This window comes from Vibrio splendidus 12E03 (assembly GCF_000272105.2).
GTDB lineage: Bacteria > Pseudomonadota > Gammaproteobacteria > Enterobacterales > Vibrionaceae > Vibrio > Vibrio splendidus_I.
Genome location: NZ_AJZD02000077.1, coordinates 60080 through 81151, shown reverse-complemented (window position 1 = coordinate 81151; position 21072 = coordinate 60080). Strand labels below are relative to the sequence as shown.

4 protein-coding genes are annotated in these 21072 nt (G+C 45.5%); 2 read left to right on the top strand and 2 right to left on the bottom strand.

Annotated features, from left to right (window positions below; all coding sequences use genetic code 11):
• Window positions 1-79 precede the first annotated feature (79 nt).
• Together A142_RS07300 and A142_RS07290 are read left to right on the top strand one after the other, a co-directional pair.
• Window positions 80-1834, top strand: a complete 1755-nt coding sequence (locus tag A142_RS07300; RefSeq protein WP_019821915.1) for a sodium:solute symporter family transporter — start codon at window positions 80-82, stop codon at window positions 1832-1834.
• A gap of 248 nt (window positions 1835-2082) precedes the next feature.
• Window positions 2083-2847, top strand: a complete 765-nt coding sequence (locus A142_RS07290; protein WP_019821911.1) for a transporter substrate-binding domain-containing protein — start codon at window positions 2083-2085, stop codon at window positions 2845-2847.
• 71 nt (window positions 2848-2918) lie between these two features.
• Here the strand turns inward: A142_RS07290 and A142_RS25685 are convergent, their stop codons facing one another.
• On the bottom strand, window positions 2919-5027 hold the full coding sequence (locus A142_RS25685; protein WP_431306022.1) for a cadherin-like domain-containing protein: 2109 nt from the start codon (window positions 5025-5027) through the stop codon (window positions 2919-2921).
• A 99-nt stretch (window positions 5028-5126) separates the two neighbouring features.
• Window positions 5127-20834, bottom strand: coding sequence for a retention module-containing protein (locus A142_RS07285; RefSeq protein ID WP_019821907.1), 15708 nt, complete (start codon window positions 20832-20834; stop codon window positions 5127-5129).
• Window positions 20835-21072 lie beyond the last annotated feature (238 nt).

The window sequence follows — 21072 nt, the reverse complement described above, 5'->3', positions numbered from 1 at the left end:
AGACATATTGTAGTACAAATAAACCTTTGGACGCGTTAATCTAAGCCCAGTTAATTATGATATTTAAAAGGCTGAAAAGATGACTATTGATACTTTTGTTGTTCTCGCCTACTTCTTCTTTTTGATCGCTATTGGTTGGATGTTCCGTAAGTTCACCACCTCTACTAGTGATTACTTCAGAGGTGGCGGCAAAATGTTGTGGTGGATGGTTGGTGCAACTGCCTTCATGACACAATTTTCAGCATGGACGTTTACAGGTGCCGCAGGACGCGCATTCACCGACGGTTTCGTCGTTGTAATCCTATTCTTGGCCAATGCATTTGGTTATTTCTTAAACTACGTTTACTTCGCGCCTAAGTTTAGGCAGCTTCGTGTTGTTACAGCAATCGAAGCTATTCGTCAGCGTTTTGGTAGAAGTTCAGAACAGTTCTACACTTGGGCTGGTATGCCAGATAGCTTGATCTCTGCGGGTGTTGCCTTAAACGGTATCGCAATTTTTGTATCTGCCGTATTCAACATTCCGATGGAGGTGACGATTGTCTTCACTGGTGTTGTACTAGTGATCATGTCGGTAACTGGTGGTTCATGGGCGGTTGTTGCGTCCGACTTTATGCAGATGTTAGTTATAATGGCAGTAACCATTACCTGTGCTGTGGCAGCATACTTCCACGGTGGTGGTGTCTCGAACATTGTTACAAACTTTACTGGTGACTTTTGGGTTGGTAACAATCTCAACTACATGAGTATCTTCATTCTATGGATTGTTTTCATTCTTATTAAACAGTTCGGTGTAATGAACAATGGTATTAATGCTTACCGTTACCTGTGTGCTAAAGACAGCGAAAACGCACGTAAAGCTGCAGGCTTAGCAACAGTTCTAGCAATTGTTGGCCCGCTAATTTGGTTCCTTCCTTCTTGGTACGTTTCTGCATTTATGCCAGATTTTGTAAGTGACTACAGTGTTGGCGCAGATGCTGCTTACCTTGCGTTTGTGGAAAATGTGATGCCAGCTGGTATGGTTGGGCTATTGATGTCTGCAATGTTCGCTGCGACGATGTCTTCAATGGACTCTGGCCTTAACCGTAATGCAGGTATTTTTGTTGTTAACTTCTATAACCCGTTTGTTCGCCCAAATGCTTCGCAGAAAGAGTTGGTTATAGTAAGTAAGGCAATGACAATTTTTATGGGCTTGGTCATTATAAGCCTTGGCTTATACATCAACTCACTGCGTCACCTAAGTCTGTTTGATATTGTACTTAATATCGGCGCATTAATTGGTTTCCCAATGCTAATTCCAATCTTGCTGGGTATGTGGATTCGCAAGACTCCAGACTGGTCTGGCTGGGCAACATTAGTTGTTGGTGGTGTTGTTTCTTATATCTTTGGTATTTCATTACAAGCAGAAGATATTGAAAACTGGTTTAACCTAGATCAAGCATTAACAGCACGTGAGTGGGGTGACTTAAAAGTAGGTCTCAGTCTTGCTGCCCATGTTATCTTTACAGGTGGTTTCTTCTTGCTAACAATGCTGCTCTATAAAGGCCGTACGCCAGAGCGCGAAGCGGAAGTTGAAAAGCTGTTTGAAAACTGGAATACACCTGTTATCTCAGAAGGTGCAGAGCAGCAACAGTTAGATATGAAACAACGCAGTATGCTTGGTAAATTGATTTCAGTTGCAGGCCTTGGTGTTCTATTGATGGCATTGATTCCAAACGACATGTTTGGTCGCTCAATGTTCGTGCTGTGTGGCACAATCGTCTTGACAGTAGGTATACTATTAATCAACGCATCAAGAGCTACAGCTAAGATGAACAACGAGTCAGTTGCTAAATAAGCTAAATAAGCAGCTAACAAGTTAAACCAAAATGAAGCCCATGTTATTCGATAACATGGGCTTTTTGTTTGTCTTCGGTTTATCAAAATAGAATATGAAACGCATCTCGATTAATGCGCATAAAGCGTAGAAATACCTATCTCCTGCCCTCGTTTTATCTTCTTTTCCAACCTTTCCAATGGTTTGATCCCTTTCTCTGATTGTTTCTGTTACTTTGAATGACAACACAAACACAACAGACAATTACAATGAAAAAAACATCACTATTACTTGCTTCCGTTACTCTGGCACTTTCTGGTGTCGCACAAGCTGACCAGCTAGAAGACATTCAAAAATCAGGCACACTTCGCGTCGGCACCACAGGCGACTACAAACCTTTTTCTTACTTCGACGGCAAAACCTACTCTGGTTATGACATTGACGTGGCTAAGCATGTTGCAGAGCAGCTAGGCGTCGAATTACAGATTGTTCGTACCACATGGAAAGATCTACTGACCGACCTCGACAGCGATAAATACGACATCGCGATGGGTGGTATTACGCGCAAAATGCAACGCCAGTTAAACGCAGAACAAACTCAGGGATACATGACCTTTGGTAAGTGTTTCTTAGTTGCGAAAGGTAAAGCAGAACAGTACGACAGCATTGAAAAAGTAAATCTCTCTTCGGTTCGTGTAGGTGTGAATATTGGTGGCACTAACGAGATGTTTGCAGACGCTAACTTGCAGAACGCAAGCTTCACACGTTACGAGAACAACCTAGACGTTCCGCAAGCCGTTGCGGAAGGTAAAGTTGATGTCATGGTGACAGAAACCCCTGAAGGTCTATTTTATCAAGTGACGGACGAGCGCCTTGAAGCAGCACGCTGTGAAACGCCGTTTACCAACAGCCAATTCGGTTACTTGATTCCTAAAGGTGAGCAGCGCTTGCTGAACACTGTCAACTTCATTATGGATGAGATGAAATTGAAAGGCGTTGAAGAAGAGTTTCTGATCCACAACTCTCTGAAATAATCTTCTATCGTTCTAGATAAAAAAATAGGCCAGCATTGCTGGCCTATTTCGTTTTGGTTTCATGGTTCACGTTAACCGTGAGTGATCACATTCTGCTGTACTAATGCATCCAGGATATCCGAAGGCATAGTGCCACTTAGTGTTAACTGAGGAGCAAGGTCTTCAACCACGATCACTTGCTCTGTGGTTCCTATACCATCTGGGTTGATCGTAAGCTCAATATCATCCCCTTCCACTTTCGCATCTATCTGTTTTAGCAATGCAGTCATGTCTGGAGATGAATTCTTAAGCTCTGGCAAGACTTCGCGCAAATCAATACTGTCCCCTTCCGACAAATCAAAATCGGTAATCGTATCTTCAACACCATCTTCAATGTTAAGCCATACGAACGAGTCCATACCATCGCCACCAGTCAGAATGTCTGAGCCTCCGCCGCCAATCAGGGTGTCGTTACCGTCACCGCCCACAAGCGTATCGTCACCTGCGCCACCTTCCAGTCGGTCATTACCTGAACCACCCGTTAAGTCAGTCGCATTAGCACCAGCCAGTAACTGAACATCATCGGTTTCCGAAGCCAAGTTGATATCAACCGCATTCGACACAATGTTCAAGTTCAGGTCAATCGATGCAGAGGTCGCTGTATCGTTGTTGTCAGTCTCTTCAGAAACCGCCTCAACTTTCAGTGTGTAGTTACCCGGAGCTTGAGAAAGCCCAACCGCTTGCAAGCTTTCGATTGCATCCGCCGTTGCCACCCACACACCGCCGCCAAGATCCGTCACAGAACCCGTAGTACTGGTGATTTGAGCGCCAGTAGGCACATCACTGATATGTAGCGTTAGCTCTTCTGTAATGTCCGTTAAGGCCGCGATAATCCCAACCAAAGGAATGCCACTCGCACTCACAGACTGACTCGCAGTAATGTTTCTCACGTAGTTAGTCGCACTATCGATAGACAAGGTTGGTGCATTCGCCACTGGCGTCACCGCGATGTTATAAACAACCGGAGCCGTTTCAATAGCGATACCAGAAGGATTACCACTGTCTTTGGCGGTGACCTCTAAGCCGATGTTGTTAGTTGGAGCCAAGCTTGCATCAAGGTAAACCCCATTCGGGCTGGTCGGTGTGTCAATCAAGGCATTCAGATCGCTCAGCGTCCCTACTAACGTCACCGAACCACTATTGTCACCATTAACGGTCACACTAGTACCAGCAGGTAATGATACGGAAAGTGTTCCGTAATCAACGGTCAGCGTTACTGTCATCAAGTCATTAGCAAAACTATCGACATAATCAGGGTCACTGACATTAATACCACTAAGCAGTTGTCCTGCGTCTTCATCAATCAACGTAGTGACACTGTCACCATTAACGACAGGAGTATCGTTCGAACCTTGTACCACGGCAGTGATTTCAGCGGTATCGGTTAGGAAGTCATTAACGCCATTCGTTGTCCCGTCATCCTCTACGGTATAAGTAAACTTAACATCACCGTTGTATTCATCTGCTGCGGTAAATACCCAGTAAGGACCAGTAATCGTAGCATCATCTGCCCCACCGACGTTTTCAAAGCGTTGCAGTGTGCCTTGGCCTTGATCGAGCACCAGATTAGTCACGGTAATCGTGTCATTTTCCGGATCGGTCGTCGCTGCAATCAAATCCTCTTCCTTGATGATCAATTGACCTTCTTCGAGGATGGTGCCTAAATCGATATCCGTTGCATCCGGTTTATCATTCACTTCCGTTACCACAACACTGATTTCAGCACTATCAGTTAGGAAATCATCGACACCGTTTGTCGTGCCGTCATCCTCAACGCTATAAGTGAATTTAACGTCGCCGTTGTATTCATCCGCAGCGGTAAACACCCAATATGGGCCCGTAATCGTCGCATCATCCGCACCACCCACGTTTTCGAAGCGTTGCAGTGTGCCCTGACCTTGATCGAGCACCAAACTGGTCACAGTAATTGCGTCATTGTCTAGATCCGTGGTCGCTGCGATCAGGTCCTCTTCTTTGATGATCAATTGACCTTCTTCAAGCATGGTTCCTAGGTCAATATCTGTCGCGACTGGTTGATCATTAACCTCGGTGACTTCAAGGCTAATTTCAGCACTGTCAGTTAGGAAATCATCCACACCATTAGTTGTACCATCATCGATAATGGAATAGTTAAATTTCACGTCACCGTTAAAATCGTTATCTGCGACGAACAACCAGAATGGACCGGTAATCGCTGCTTTATCAGCGCCACCAGCATTTTCAAAGCGCGTTAACTGACCTTATCCTTGAGTCAGGGTGACACCCGTTACGGTCAGGTTATGATTCTCGATGTCGGAGCTTGCCGCAATCAAATCACCTTCCACAATCACGATTTGACCATCTTCCGCAATCGAACCTAAATCAACATCCGTTGCAACAGGCGCATCATTTACTTCCGTCACTTTAATAGTAAAGGTCGTTTGATTGGTCTGTGCGGTATTCGGGTCTCCAGCGTCAATAAGACCATTGTTACCGCCGTCATCGAGTGTTGCGTTGATTGTCACCAACCCACCCTGATTGAGGTAGTTCTGGTCTGGATCCGGCTTGAAGGTCACCGCACCATTGGTCAATGCCGTATTGATGTCAGCTTCTTTACCCGTGATGACCAGTGAACCGTCAGGTTGCAGTACAAACGTCACATCTGGAGAGCTTGTAAACTCAAAGACGCCCTGTGCTCCTGGCAATGTTTGGTCAATTTTCAACGTCAGCGTATACGGTGCATCTGGGTTATCAAAACTTGCGTCTACGTCGTAGATGCTGAAGTTGTTAATCGCGACACCAGTTGAGTCTTCTTGCGTTTCAATATTGGTAACGTTGACGAACGTTGGTTGATCGTTGATAGGGTCAATCACTAAATCAACATCGAAGCTGGTTGGTGTACCCAGGTATTCAGTGTTGTCAGCATCAGTGTCCACAGAGCGAACCGTGATTTGTAATGGGCCAGTAATACCCAACGCATTACCTGTATCGCTGTTGTGTTGACCAGAATTAAATACGATCTTATCAAGCGACTGAGCAGGTACATCCAGCGTCCAAATCTGTGTGACAGGATCGTAGCTAGCCAACGTCGTACCGTCTGGATAGTAGATAGAGGCATCTTGAGGTACACCAGCCACCTCTACACGAAGTGTCTCTGGCGCATTTTCGGTATACATGCCGCTGCCTGTTGCAGATAGCTCTTTATCCAAAATAGTCGCATTGATTTCGATATCAATGTTTTGGCCTTCATTGCCAGTAACAGAATCCGTTGGGTTGGTATCAACATCATCACCCACTGGCACCACATGCAGCTTAAAGCTTGGCAGATTAGATGCGGCAGTTGGTACGCTTAACAAGGATTCTTGAGTAAAGACAGCAACGCCAAATTCCGCAGTACCACTGAAGTTTTTAGGCGGTAGGATCGAAATCTCACTCAAATCAAATGACAACCCTGATGCTTGAGGCAGTTGAACACTCCACTCACCACCACCATTGTTCTTCACTGTATAAGCGGAGCCCGGATCTGCATTCATTAAGAAGCCATCAGGTACACCGGTGAACTTAATCGAAACGAACTGCTCTGAGCCGTCTAGGTCAGTGAGCGCAATAGAAACAGGCCCGGTTCCCGATAGAGAAATAGATTGGTCTTCGTTGCCCGTGATCTCAATGACATCAGGATCACTACCCGGCCCTGTTACAAGCACATCATCAACCACAGGGACAACTTCAAAGCTAACACTGGTATTGAACGTATCAGTATCGGTTGCCGTTCCGACTGGAGACGAAGCGTCATTGTAGGTAGCAGTATCGGTAATTGTTCCGCTGACATTCACTTGTACTTGATTAATGTCGTTACCCGTTGGGTAATTAGGAGCAGGACGGAACAATACATTGTCCAGAGCGCCGGCATTAATGTCCGCTTCATTGAAGGTCACGGACGTACCAAGCGATACACCCGCACTTGTGTAAAACGCGCCGACACTTGTGTCATCCAAAGTCAGCGTAATAGATGTGAATTTTTCGTCACCACCCTCAACCCCACTGACTTGGTCAGTAATGGTTGTGCTGAAATCAAGCTGAATGTAAGTATCTTCGTAACCCACTGGATCTTGTCCCGGTTGACCATCAGTATCAACAGGATTAAACGAGTCATCAAGCGAGCCAACAACCGTAACATCAATGTCTGGATTACCTTCAACGTCAGGAGCGACTTTAATAACGACATCGGTCACCAAGGTTTTCTCATCACCAGACAGTGTATCTTTGGTTACTATTGTGATTGGTAACCTAAAGTCGCCAGAATAGTCGGCAGGTAGGTTGAGTAGCAGACCTGAGAAATCCGTTGGAACACCCTGCTCGACGGTTGTTTCAAACACATACTTCCCGTTTACGAAGTCAACATCACTGCCTCCTCCTAAACTGATTGGGAAAGTTATTCCTGGGGGAATGGTCACAGAGTCATCAATTATGATAGTCACTTGGTCTGTTGAAGCGTCTTCACCGGAGAATGTGATCAGACTATTTAAAGCAGTTCCCAAGTCTAACTGTGTGTCTTCTACAGCATCGACAACGCTATCTGGTGTCATCGTAATATCTGCAGCCACCTCGTTCCCGCCAACAAGCACTTCTGGGAATGACAAGTTCACCTCGCCTTCCCTCTGAACCGCAGCTGATGATTCAGTTTCAGCGCCATCACCTCGATCAATCACGGTACTGTAGATGGTCATCTTGATGTCATTGAAAACGCCTGGAAGGCCAGAAACTGGCGGAAACGCAAGACCGTTTGGTGCACTAATACTAAACAGATCTTCATTTGTTACCACCCAACGACCATTGCCTTCATAAGCGGCACCAATAACAAGCAGCTGGTTGAGGACAGCATCTGATAACGCCGAGTCGTCCACATTGGTCAGTTGAATCACTAGCTGGTCAACTTCTTCAATAGCAGACGAAGCATCAGTTTCTTGGTATCGAATAACGAACTCATCCGTAACCGATGTATTGTCACTGTTGGTTGTGAATTTGAGAACACCAGTTAGAGCATCCGCGACCACTGTACCCAAGTCTGTAAGACCTGCGACCTCATCTACAACCAGTTTGTTGTTAGCATCTTCAGGCTCAACCACTGGTCGCACACGAACATCAATCGAGCCCGTGATTGTTGCTGTTGCAATACCCTGACCTGGGTCAGTTGCATCAACATATTCATGATCGCGTTCTTCAATCATGACAACCGTATTAAGCGTAAAGTCGGTGCTCGAATCTTGCTCCGGTGTTATCTGAATAAAATTATTGTTCAGTGCTATCTGAGTGAACGCTTCTGGAGTCTGCCCGCTCTTAGGTGTGATGGTTAGCGTTCCAGCCGCAGCATCGTAGTTCCAAATCACATCACCGTTTACAACCACATTTTCAACACCACTTGGAATACCGCTGATAACGATTGAAGTGAAATGTTCGTCATCATCAATGTAATCTGTACCTTCTGGGTGCCAATCGATGTTGATCGCCGTATCTTCATCTCCTCGAGTCACAGTATTATAAGTCGCTGAAGTATCAATCCTTGGCTCAACTAAGATGCGAACTTCCTGATCAAAAGAGAGCGTATGACCATCATTCTCGGTCACGATCACTTTACCTTGGATGTGGATGTTCTCTGTCGACGAATCAACCGGTCTAATGCGAATGCCTGAAGTTTTACCCGCTTCAGTAATGTTCGCTTCGTAAATGGGTTTAGAGAGATCAGGGCTACCGCCCGGTCCCGTTTCATAACCAACAAAGTTCAAGTCAATCACGGTACCATCGCCATCTTCCAGAATAACGCCATCAGGGATGCCTGAAAGAATAACCGTTATCGACTCTGAGACATCGTCAGGTAACGGTGTTGTACCGCTATCTGGCCTTCTCTCGCCCGACAATACAGTGAAATCGAGCTCAGCAAAGCTATCGCCATTTTGACTCTCTTGAATTGTGGTTTGAACGCCAGATGTTGTGCCATCGGTAATTGCTGTCCAAGCCGTACCGTTGGTACCGCCATAAGGAATATCGGCAACGCCTTTAACCTCAACGTTAACCGTTTTAGTCCCTAGGATTTCTTCATCAACTTGGGCACCAGTAGAGAGGTTTGCGGTATCCTTGACCACACCCGTAACTTCAAACGTGAAGTCAACATTGCTGTGTTTAGTCGGAACGATCTCTACGTTGGCTAGATCGGAATACGCCACTTCCTGATAATCGACACCGTTGATAGTGATTGTAGGAACCGGAGTAGTGGTTCCTAGGAAATAAAGCACCGCTCCTTCGGTAATATTGCTGATGCGAACAAACAGCTCTTCGGAGCCATCAGCGTCCACCGAGCCATTCATGGTGATCACTTCATCCAACGTGAAGGCATCTTTATTGGCCAGAGGACCTAAGTAGTCTGGATCATCAATATTGTCTTCATTAATACGGATTCGGTTAACACTGAACGAGCCTGGATCCGCATCGGCAGTCACATCAATGATAATGTTTTGCTCTACAGAGCGAGCCGTTGTCTTATCATTTGCCCCTCCGTTGGCTGCGTCATCGTATGGATTACGCGTCTCTTCCGTAATTGCGGTTGCTTTGAACTCAATTTGCCCAGAGAAATTATCAATAGGGTTAACCACGGTGCTATTGATATCTGCGGCAGCAATCGTGTAGACACCATTGACCGGCGTTAACACATTGCCATTTTGATCCAACAGCTCAAACTTCCCATCACCTTGAACGGCTTCTAGCTCATAGGTAATCGTCTCAGTATTACTGTTATCTTGCGACTCTGCATTCAGCTGAAGTATCACATTGTCTTCATCTTCGTTCACTTGATATTGATACGTACTATTCGCATCATCCCAAGTAGCAATATCCGCTACCGCTTCAATCTCAATTCTGAAGCTTGAATTTACTGTATGGTCAAGCGTGCCATTATTATCAATTTCGAGCTCATAACTAACTCTCCCACCAGTTTCATCCGAACTAGCGTGTTGGTCCGGAACAAAGAACAAGTTGTCTATCGTCGCGATAGTTTGTCTTGGTTCACTCGGGTTTGGAGCGAAGCTTTGTTCAAGTTGAGGAGGACCAAATACAATGCTCCCATTTGGCTCAGGTACTAATTCAATGTACTTCGAACTAGCACTATCAAAATAATAAAAAGTACCTTGGTGACTATCACCGCCGTTCGGGCTTTTAATCGTCAACTGCCCAATCGATTCGACATTGTCCTGATCGTAGAGATTAACTTGTAGCGCGACTTGCGCTGGTGCATTAGGCAAATTACTTTGGTTGTCTTGAGCATTTTCAAAATTCGGCTCATCGCCCGTTGCATAAGGTATAGTTGAGTCCCTGCCCGCATCCTCGAAAGTGGTCACTTTTAACGCGACAGAAGACGAATTTCGGTCTGTAATTGTTATATCTAAAGGTGTTTCAGAGGTATCTAAGTCTCCGTCCGTCGCGATCACGTTAATCGAGAAGTCGATAGTGTCAAGACCGTCATGATCAAGATAACCATTAGCTCTGAACTCAACCTCACCATTTGAATTTATGCGCAGTCTACCAAGTTCACGAGTGTCGATACCGCCACTACCATCATCGGTTTGTTCGTAAACTCGTATCTGCTGGGTACCACTGTTCAAATCAAAACTGCTACTGTAAGGCCCATTGTTTCCTGTTCGGAACACGATGTCGGCACCATTGCTAGTAATTCCCTCTATGCGAGTCAGTGCCGCATCATCTGCGCCCACATCTGTCGCATTCGCAAACATGTTAACTTTGGAGTTGCCATAACCTTGACCCTCAACTCGCGTGATCGATTGAGTGGTCACCAATGGAACATCATCAGTTACCGTAATAGTCAGATCGATCGCGTTCGATTTGTCTTGGTCAAAATCTTCAGCCACGACAGAGAAATCAAGCTCGATGGTGTTTGCATTCGCGCCATCAGGATGCTTAAGTGGTTTAAACAGCTCAAATTGATAGCTGTTGTTTGAAGTATCAAAAATGATTTCAAACACAGGCTGATTGCTGGTTACCGTCTGTGCAACATAAGTGAAGGTTGTACCGCTTTGTGAAACAGGCAGCCACTCTAGGCTTTCTCCATCAGAAGTTAAGCCTGCAATCACTAAGTTTTCATCAACCAATTCGTACTTAACAACACCATCAGCACCTTCATCAACGGTGAATAGCCCATTAATAATGGTGTCTTCAGATTGATCGGAACCAATACCAGTAAGATCGTCTTCATCGACAACCGTTTCACCCGTCGGCGCACTCATTACTGGCGCATCGTCTAGCACCTCGATTGGCAATACATATTGGTTAGAATCATCGCCGTCACCATCAACCGCAACGACATCAAATGGAATCGTTAAGGTATTGGAATTCGGGCTTGTTGGATGGTTTAGAGGACCTAGCAACGTAAACGTATAAGAGCCGTCATTCGCTAGCGCGAGCGTGAAGATAGGAGTTCCACTTGTCGTCATACCTTGATAGGTCGTTGTGTTGGCGGCACCTGTGACTTCTGTAATAGAAATCGCTTCAGTTCCAGAGGTCAATGTCGCTTCAAGCGCAGAGATATTACGCAGTTCGTAAACCTCTACTTGGTCTGCACCTTCTGTGGTAACAAATGCACCTGTTGCTTGAGAAATCGCAGAGCCGAGATCATCTTCATCAACCACAAATGTGCTGGTCGCTGTCGTATCGGTAATGACAGGCACATCATCGGTGATAGTAACGGTCAAAGGTTTCATCACAGAGTAGGTATTGTCTTGGTCGACCGCGATCACTGGCAGAGTGAATACTTGATCGTTGTTGCCTTGCACAGGCAGATGATCGAGCTCTTCCAACAAAGTGAAGGTGTATTCGCCTAGCACTACACTACTAAAAGTGATGGTAAAGATATCCGTTTGAACACCCCCACTCTCAACGAAACCAATATAGGTTCCGCTGTTGGCTGGATCTTCTTTAAGCTGAACCACTAGGCCATCCGATTTCAAATCACCAGACGTGTTGAACTGAGTGGTATCAATACGGAAATAGCTCACATCATCACTTCCCGCTGTGAAAGCAATGGTTTCAGTTTGGCTAACAGGTAAACCCGGAGAAGAACCATCAATCAGATTTGCTTCTTCCAACGCGACAGTCGGTACGGTGTCGATAGTTGGTGGCGCGCCATCGGCAATAGTTAACGTCACGGTAGACGTCACGATATCGCCATCTTTATCTTCAGATGTTACGGTAATCGTCTTAACGATATCACCACCAGAATGATTCAGGTTTCGATTAGGCTCAAAGCGCACATCACCTTCAAGCGTGATAAACAACGAACCTTCCGTAAATACAAACTCTTGCTCACCAGTGATGGTTTGCACCAGAGACTCTTCAGGCTGACTACCATAAGTAAATTTGGTTATGGTGGCGCCATCAGCACTTTGCGCAGGCATCACATCAAATGCCGTTGTGGTAGGCGTGCCCGTGCTTGGTTCAGTGATGCTAAGCGCACCAGACTTCATTAACTGGACATCATCGGTGATGGTTACTGAAAGCGGTTTAGACGCTGAAATATCGCCATCGGTGTCTTGCGCGTAAACAGAAAGATCAAAACTCAGATCGTTGCTTCCTAAGCCATCAACGTGATCCAAACGCTCAAGCAGCGTAAAGGTATACTGGCTAGGATTAGTATCATCAAAATCTAGGGTGAATATGATTTTCTCACCACCCGAACCATCCGTCGTAAACGCAATGTAGTCGCCAGAACCCGCAGGCTCCTCACGTAAACTCAATTCAAGGCCATCAGACTTCAACACGCCGTTGGTATTGAACAGCCCAGCTTCAACGACTATTTTTCCAATGTCATCACTGCTCGCTAGCGAGGTGATAGTCTGAGTCACACTGACAGGCGTTCCGCTAGGTGTCGAACCATCCGCAAGTAAGCTTTCCGACAAGCTGACACTTGGCACAACGTTGATTGTTGGTCCATCGCCATCAACAATCGTAAGCGTGACTGTTGATGAAAAGGTATCTTTATCAAAGTCAGAAGACGTAAACACAATCGACTTAACAATGTCGCCCGCAGAATGATCTAGATTTCGGTTTGGTTCGAACCTTACATCACCGCTTAGCGTGACAAACAGTGAGCCTTCAGTGAAAACAAATTCCTGCTCACCGCTGATGTTTTGATTTAATGTAATCGCAGACCCACCGTCATAAGTGAACTGAGTAATGGTCGCCCCATCAGCACTTGGTGTAGGCATTACATCAACAGTAGCAGTGGTTGGTGTGCCAGTATTTGGCTCTGTGATGCTTAACGTGCCATCTTGCATCTGTTGAATGTCATCTTGTATCGTTACCATGACATCGCGTTTAACCGAATCATCACCATCGGTATCAACGGCGTAAACAGGCAGGTTGAAGTTGAGGCTGTTATTAAGATCACCATCAAGGTGATCTAACGCCTCAATCAAAGTGAAGGTGAACTGCCCTTTATTAACGCTATCAAAGCTAATCGTGAAGACATCGGTTACATTACCTGCCCCATCATCGGTATAGCCAATGTAATCACCTGGAGAAGACGGATCTTCTTTTAGCTGAACAACAAGACCATTTGATTTCAGCACATCACCTGGATTGAATTCGTTGGTCGCGATTCTAAAGTGGCTTAAGTCATCACTACCCACGGTGTAAGTAATGGTTTGTGTTGAACTCACCGCAGAACCACTTGGCGTTGAACCATCTGCGAGGTTGACTTCCGATAAGTTCACGCTAGGAACAACATCGATGACCGGATCAATCCCATCTTGAATCGTCAACGTGACATCCGCGGTATCGGTATCGTTATCAAAATCACTGGTCGTCACGACTATAGTTCTCACGATATCGCCAGATGAATGGTCTAGATTTCTACTTGGTTCAAAGCGCACCTCACCTTCAATCGTGATGTACAGTAAGCCATCGGTTACGGTAAAAACTTGTTCTGTAGACACAGTTGGGTCTAACGTAACAGCCGTGCCACCATCGTAGATAAACTGAGTCACTTTCGCGCCATCAGCACTCTGTGTCGGCATAACGTCGATTGTTGGCGTGGTTGGCGTACCCGCTGCTATATCAGCAAGTGAAGGCTCAGTGATACTTAACGCCCCATCTTGAACGCCTTGTACATCATCGGTGATCACCACGGTCATTGGCGACATTGCAGAATCATCACCATCGGTATCAACCGCTAAAACAGGGACATCGAAACTTAGAGTATTGTTTTGTAATCCATCTGTATGGTCTAACGCTTCAAGAAGTGTGAACGTATATTGCCCTAGATTGGTGGTCGAGAAACTGATCGTGAAGACGTTGGTTTCTACGTTAGAGCCGTCCTTGACGAAGCCAATGTAATTACCAGAATTCGCTGGCTGCTCTTTTATCTCAACCTCTAAGCCATTGGACTTTAAAGCTCCAGACATGTTGAACTGTGCTGGGTCAATTCTGAAATAACTAACATCGTCACTACCCTCTGAGTAGGTAATAACTTGAGTCATCGTCACTGGATTGCCGGTTGGCGAAGAACCATCTGCGAGATCCACTTCTGAGAGCGTAATTCCAGGGACTAAATCGATCGTTGGAAGATCACCATCGGTAATCTTCAATGTCACGGTAGATGAGACGATATCACCATCAAGGTCAGTAGATGTAACAACAATCGTCTTGGTAATATCACCACTCGTGTGATCTTGATTTCGCACAGGCTCGAATCGTATCTCACCTTCTGTGGTAATAAATACAGAACCTTCAGTGAACACAAACTCTTGCTCGCCATTCACATTGAGATCAAGGCTTTCTGCACTGTTTCCATCAAACACAAATGAAGTGATTTTTGCTCCATCTGCGCTCTGATTTGGCATCACGTCCAGAGTATTCGATGTTTCGACGACTCCAGCAGGCTCACGACTGGTTATTGTGCCGCCTTGCATCAACTGCACATCATCACCAATAGTCACGCCAAGCTGAGAGACTAACGAATCGTCGCCGTCACTATCCACCGCATACACAGGCAGATCAAAACTCAGGTCGTTGTTGCCACGTGCATCTTGATGATCCAAGGCTTCGATTAAGGTAAAGGTGTATTCACCTAAGGTTGTCCCAGAAAAACTCAACGTAAATACTGTGGTTACCGCATTCGACGAGCTGGTTGTAAATCCGATATAGTTGCCCGACCCTTGCGGATCTTCACGTAATTCAACAGTTAAACCATTCGATGTAAGTGCATCGTTGGTATTGAATTCTGCTGGTTCAAGGCGGAAACGAACCACATCATCACTTTGATTGGTCAAGGTGATGGTTTCGGTTTGACTTACCGCACTGCCACTTGGGGCTGAACCATCCGTCAGGTTCGTTTCAGATAAGCTAACCGTTGGAATAACATCAATGGTTGGAATATCACCATCGGTGATCGTTAACGTAACGGTTGACGTGACTGAGTCTTTGTCGAAATCGCTTGAGGTCACCACTATCGACTTAACAATATCGCCGGCCGTATGGTCAAGATCTCGATTAGGCTCAAAGCGAACTTCACCTTCGAGGGTAATGTACAGTTTGCCTTCTGCGAAGATAAACTGCTGTTCGCCTGCAATATTTTGATCGAGGGTGTTTACGACGCCATCATAAGTGAACTGAGTGATGGTCGCGCCGTCAGCACTTTGGTTTGGCATGACATCAAAAGTAGCCGTGGTCGGTGTACCAGCCGCTAAATCAGCGACGGTCGGCTCGGTAATATTTAGCGCACCACCTTGCATGATTTGAACATCATCATCAATCGTTACACTAAGCTGCGATACCAGTGAATCATCACCATCACTGTCTACCGCATAAACAGGCAGATCAAAGCTCAGATCATTGTTCGCTAGGCCGTCAACATGGTCTAGCGCTTCAAGTAGAGTGAAAGTGTATTCACCTAACGTGGTTGAAGAGAAGCTAATGGTAAACACGGGGACTTCAGCGCTCGAACCGTTGGTAATAAAGCCTATGTAAGTTCCCGGATTAGCAGAATCTTCTTTTATCTCGACCGCAAACCCATTCGATTTCAATGCACCACCGACATTAAACTCAGTTGGTTCAATGCGGAAACTCGTCACATCATCACTTTGGTTAGTGAAAGTAATCGTCTCGGTTTGACTTACTGCGCTACCGCTCGGGCTAGAGCCATCGCTAAGGTTAGTTTCAGATAGAGTAACGCTTGGCACTGCATCGATGGTTGGGATATCACCATCGGTAATCGTCAGTGTAACCGTTGCTGTCACTGGATCGTTATCGAAGTCACTTGAAGTCACCACAATCGACTTCACGATGTCTTCGCTCGTTGTGTGGTCTAAATTACGATTTGGCTCAAAACGCACTTCACCTTGAAGAGTAATGAATAACTCACCTTCCGTGAAGCTAAACTGTTGCTCGCCATTATCAGTTTGATCAAGTGTTCGAAGTTGACCATCGTAGGTGAACTGAGTGATTGTCGCGCCGTCAGCACTTTGCGTTGGCATCACATCAATGCTATTGGTCGTTACAGCACCACCAGCCAAATCTGCAACATTCGGTTCAACGATATCTAATGTGCCGTTTTGCATGACTTGGACATCATCACCGATAGCCACATTGAGTTGAGACACCAGTGAATCATCACCATCTTTATCAACAGCGTAAACCGGCAGGTCAAAGCTTAGGTTGTTATTTCCTAGCCCATCAACGTGATCTAACGCTTCCAACAGTGTGAAGGTGTATTGACCAATATTGGTATCCGAGAAACTAATCGTGAACACGTTCGTTTCAACATTAGGTGCCGTCATCACAAAGCCGATGTAGCCACCAGGCGTACTTGGGTCGACTTTCAACTCAACCGTCAGTCCATTCGATTTTAGAAGGCCGCCAATATTGAACTCAGTAGGTTCAATACGGAAACTCGTCACATCATCACTTTGGTTGGTGAAGGTAATCGTCTCAGTTTGACTGACCGCACTGCCACTTGGAGCAGAACCATCACTCAGGTTGGTTTCAGATAACGTAACACTTGGTACATTATCAATGGTTGGAATATCGCCATCGGTAATGGTCAGCGTAACCGTTGAAGAAACAAGATCGTTATCAGAATCACTTGAGGTCACCACTATCGATTTAACAATGTCTCCACTTGTGTGGTCCAAATTACGATTAGGCTCGAAACGCACGTCGCCTTGTAGGGTGATATACAGCGAACCCTCAGCAACATCAAATTTCTGTTCACCCGTATCGCTTTGGTCAAGTGTTAGTGCCGCTCCACCATCATAGGTAAACTGAGTAATGGTCGTTCCATCAGCACCTTCTTCATCGAGAACATTAACCGTTGTCGTGGTCGGCGTGCCTGCCGCTAAATCCGCAACCGTTGGCTCTTCAATATTGAGTGAGCTATTGACCATCACTTGAACGTCATCGGTGATCGTCACCTCCAACGGAGACATCAGAGAATCGTCACCGTCGCTATCGACGGCATAAACTGGCAAGTTGAATGTTAGGTCGTTATTCCCTTGAATCGGCGTGTGGTCAATCGCTTCGATAAGCGTAAAGGTGTATTCACCCAAATTAGTACTGCTGAAATCAAGAGTGAAAACGGTAGTTTCAGTATTCGAAATATCAGTCGTGAAACCGATATAATTACCCGAACCTGCAGGTTCTTCTCTAATCTCGATCACCAGACCATCGGACGTGAGAGAATCGCCAACATTAAATTCACTAGGCTCTAAACGGAATTTCTCAACATCGTCACTTTGGTTGGTGAAAGTGATCGTCTCGGTTTGACTAACCGCGCTACCACTCGGGTTCGAACCATCACTCAGATTCGTTTCAGATAAGCTAACCGTTGGAATAAGATCAATGGTTGGGATATCGCCATCGGTGATCGTCAATGTAACCGTTGAAGTCACCGAATCTTTATCGAAGTCGCTTGAGGTCACCACAATCGACTTCACGATATCTTCGCTCATGCTATGGTCGAGATCGCGTTTTGGCTCGAAACGCATTTCACCTTCAAGAGTGATGAACAAGCTACCTTCTGCGAAGTTAAACTGCTGCTCGCCTGAAATGCTTTGATCGAGTGTATTTACGACACCGTCATAGGTAAACTGAGTGATAGTCGCGCCATCTGCACTTTGATCAGGCATCACATCAATGGTGTTGGTTGTTACAGTACCGTCAGCAAGATTTGGCTCGATGATATCTAACGTGCCGTCTTGCATGATTTGAACGTCATCACCAATGGTCACATTAAGCTGAGATACCAATGAATCGTCGCCATCGCTGTCTACCGCATAAACTGGAAGAGCAAAGCTTAGATCGTTTTTATCTAGGCCATCCACATGGTCTAGCGCTTCAAGTAAGGTAAAGGTGTATTCACCTAACGTGGTGCTTGAGAAGCTTAAGGTAAACACAGGAACTTCCGAGCCAGAACCGTTGGTAATAAAACCGATGTAAGTGCCCGGATTAGCAGAGTCTTCTTTTATCTCAACCGCAAACCCATTCGATTCCAGTGCCCCGCCGACATTGAATTCAGTTGGTTCAATACGAAATTTAGCTACATCATCACTACCAGCAGTAAAGGTAATCGTCTCGGTAGCGCTGACCGCACTTCCGCTTGGAGAAGATCCATCAGCAAGGTTGGCTTCTGAGAGAGTAACAGGCGGGATCAAATCAATAATTGGGTCTTGGCCGTCAGTGATACTTAGCTCAAGCGTTGAAGTGTCAGTGTCTCCATCACCATCTTCAGCTAAAAATGAGAACTGTTTTACAATGGTTTCACTGTTTGTATGGTCAATATCGCGCGCAACTTCAAAACTAAAATCGCCATTTAGTGAGATGGTTACAACACCCTCAGTAAAACTGAATGTTTGAACAGCATCTGGCAGCAAGCTCTGATCTAGTGAGTAATCAACACCATCATAGTTAAAAGATTGAATTTTCGAGCCATCAGCGCCTTCGAAGTTGAATAGGTTATACGAAACAACGGTATCGCCGGCTAAAGTTGGTTCCGTGACTGACTCAACTTTATCAACTAGCTCAACAACATCATCTGTGACATTGATGAGAATTTCAGCAGCTTCTGGTGTGTTCGAACCGCCAGATAGTGCGGAACGATCTCCATCGGCATCAACAGCATAAATTGGCAATGCAAAAGTTAGCAGCGCATCTTCAGCGCCTTGATGAGAAAGTTCTTCATAAAGATTAAACTCATAGTTGCCCAATGAAGGGCTATCAATTTTAACGTCAAAGACCGTAATTCTCGATCCATTGACCTCTACATAGCCTTCGTAAGTTCTTACACCGTTGGTTTCACCAACCAACTCGAGTAGCACCACCGCACCATTAGAAATCAAGGTGCCACCCGTATTAAATTCCGTCGGCTCCAGTTCATAATGGTCGATGATGTCGCTTTCGAAAATATCGGCAGTGATACTTCCGCTCCCCGCTACAGGCGCGGTTCCCTCTTGTGAGCCACCAATGATGCCGGCTTCATCGACACTAATACTGTCGACATTAGTAATGACTGGGCTATCGCCATCAGTGATAACAATGTTGATGTTATTGGTTACAACATCTTGGTCGAAATCGGTAATCGTGATCGGTAAATCGAACGTCAGTGAATCGGAGCCCACTTGTTCTATTGGATTAAACTGCTCGAATTTATAAGTACCATCGGTATCTAGTGAGATGGTGAGAACAACCTCACCTCGGCCTTGGATGGACAGAGTAATCGTTGTTCCATCGTCAGAAAGTCTCGCAAGCGTGTTTTGATTGTCACTGAGCAACCCATCAAACTGGTCGAGTGCGCTTGCATCAAATACGGCTGATTGAAGGATATCACTACCAATAATTGAGAACGTCCCTTCGATTGTCGAGCTGCTAGTTTCAACGTTAGTGATATTGACACTTTCAACAGACGGATCTATCCCGTCAAACACCGAAACCTGTGCGTTAACGAATGTTGCTAGCGGATTTCCAGCAGTGTCTACGCCTTGAATATCAAAGGCAATATCTATTTGATCGCCAGTGTAAGAAACCTGACCACCGCCAACAGACGGTACATGATCAATCGGCTGAGAAATCGTTGTGGTTAGAGAAAGCTCAATGTTATTACCAACACTGACGGCATCAATGTCGATACGTAATACTTCGTCGGTACCTTGAACACCAACGATAGAGTTCGTCGCCGCGTCATACGTGAAGGTGACGGGCTGACCACTTGAAGTAATGTCGCTGTTTAATTCACTAAGCAGTGAAACTAGGGATAGCGTTTCTGGTACGAAAGAGTCAGGAGCGAGAGCTAAACTACCAGCAATAATCGTTTCTGTGGTTGTTATAGATTGGGGATAAGTATTGCCAGATATGGAGCCTTCAGTCAGTGTTTCACTGATTGATTGACCACCCGAGGAACGAGTGATCGACCTGAATTCTTCTCTGTCTTCATCAACGGTTTGTTCTGCTAAACCAGCGGTCTCAAAGAATGTCGATGGATGAGTTTCTGTATAGTTATAATCAATCGTCACAAAGCCGGCATTCGCAGAGCCTAGTCCGCCACCAGCCGCTGTTGCCTCTAAGATTTGAGTCGGATCGGCACCACCTAAAATAGCTTCTTGGATTGCAGCAAATTCATCATCATCAAAATCTCCAGCATCGGCTTGCTGTAAGTCAAAATTAACTTCTCCAGCGATCGGAGCATCAGCCCACGCTAAATCTTGATCAACACAGCCAACACAATTGCTTGCCACCTCAGTGACACCGTTTGGGGTACCTAATACAAGCTCTGCTTGGTTGGCAGTGATAACAATCTCGTTTTCACGAATAATATCTCCAGCTGAAATTTTTCGTGCGCTTCCGTCAGACTTAACCGCAATGACTTCTCCACTCACTACCTCTACAACTGCAGCTTGGCGCGAAACTTCAATACCCATATATCCCCCGAGGTCACAAAATGCTGTATTGCCCAACATCGTGAAAATAATAGTAATAACGGTTTCAGGCTTAAATTATATTCAGAACTTATTCTCTTCATTAACAATCAATTACGTAGACAGATGTATGTGATGAGTCAGTTCCGTTTCGCCTGTTTTTTTTATAGTTTACTTAACCTTAAGCCTAGTCTTTCTTATCCGAAATGTCATGTCTGTGCGAAGTGACTTCTTTTCACAA

What these genes read in the sequence shown, in the direction of transcription:
- A142_RS07300 (WP_019821915.1), top strand. Translation starts at nt 80, where the DNA reads ATGACTATTGATACTTTTGTTGTTCTCGCCTACTTCTTCTTTTTGATC.
- A142_RS07290 (WP_019821911.1), top strand. Translation starts at nt 2,083, where the DNA reads ATGAAAAAAACATCACTATTACTTGCTTCCGTTACTCTGGCACTTTCT.
- A142_RS07285 (WP_019821907.1), bottom strand. Translation starts at nt 20,834, where the DNA reads ATGGGTATTGAAGTTTCGCGCCAAGCTGCAGTTGTAGAGGTAGTGAGT.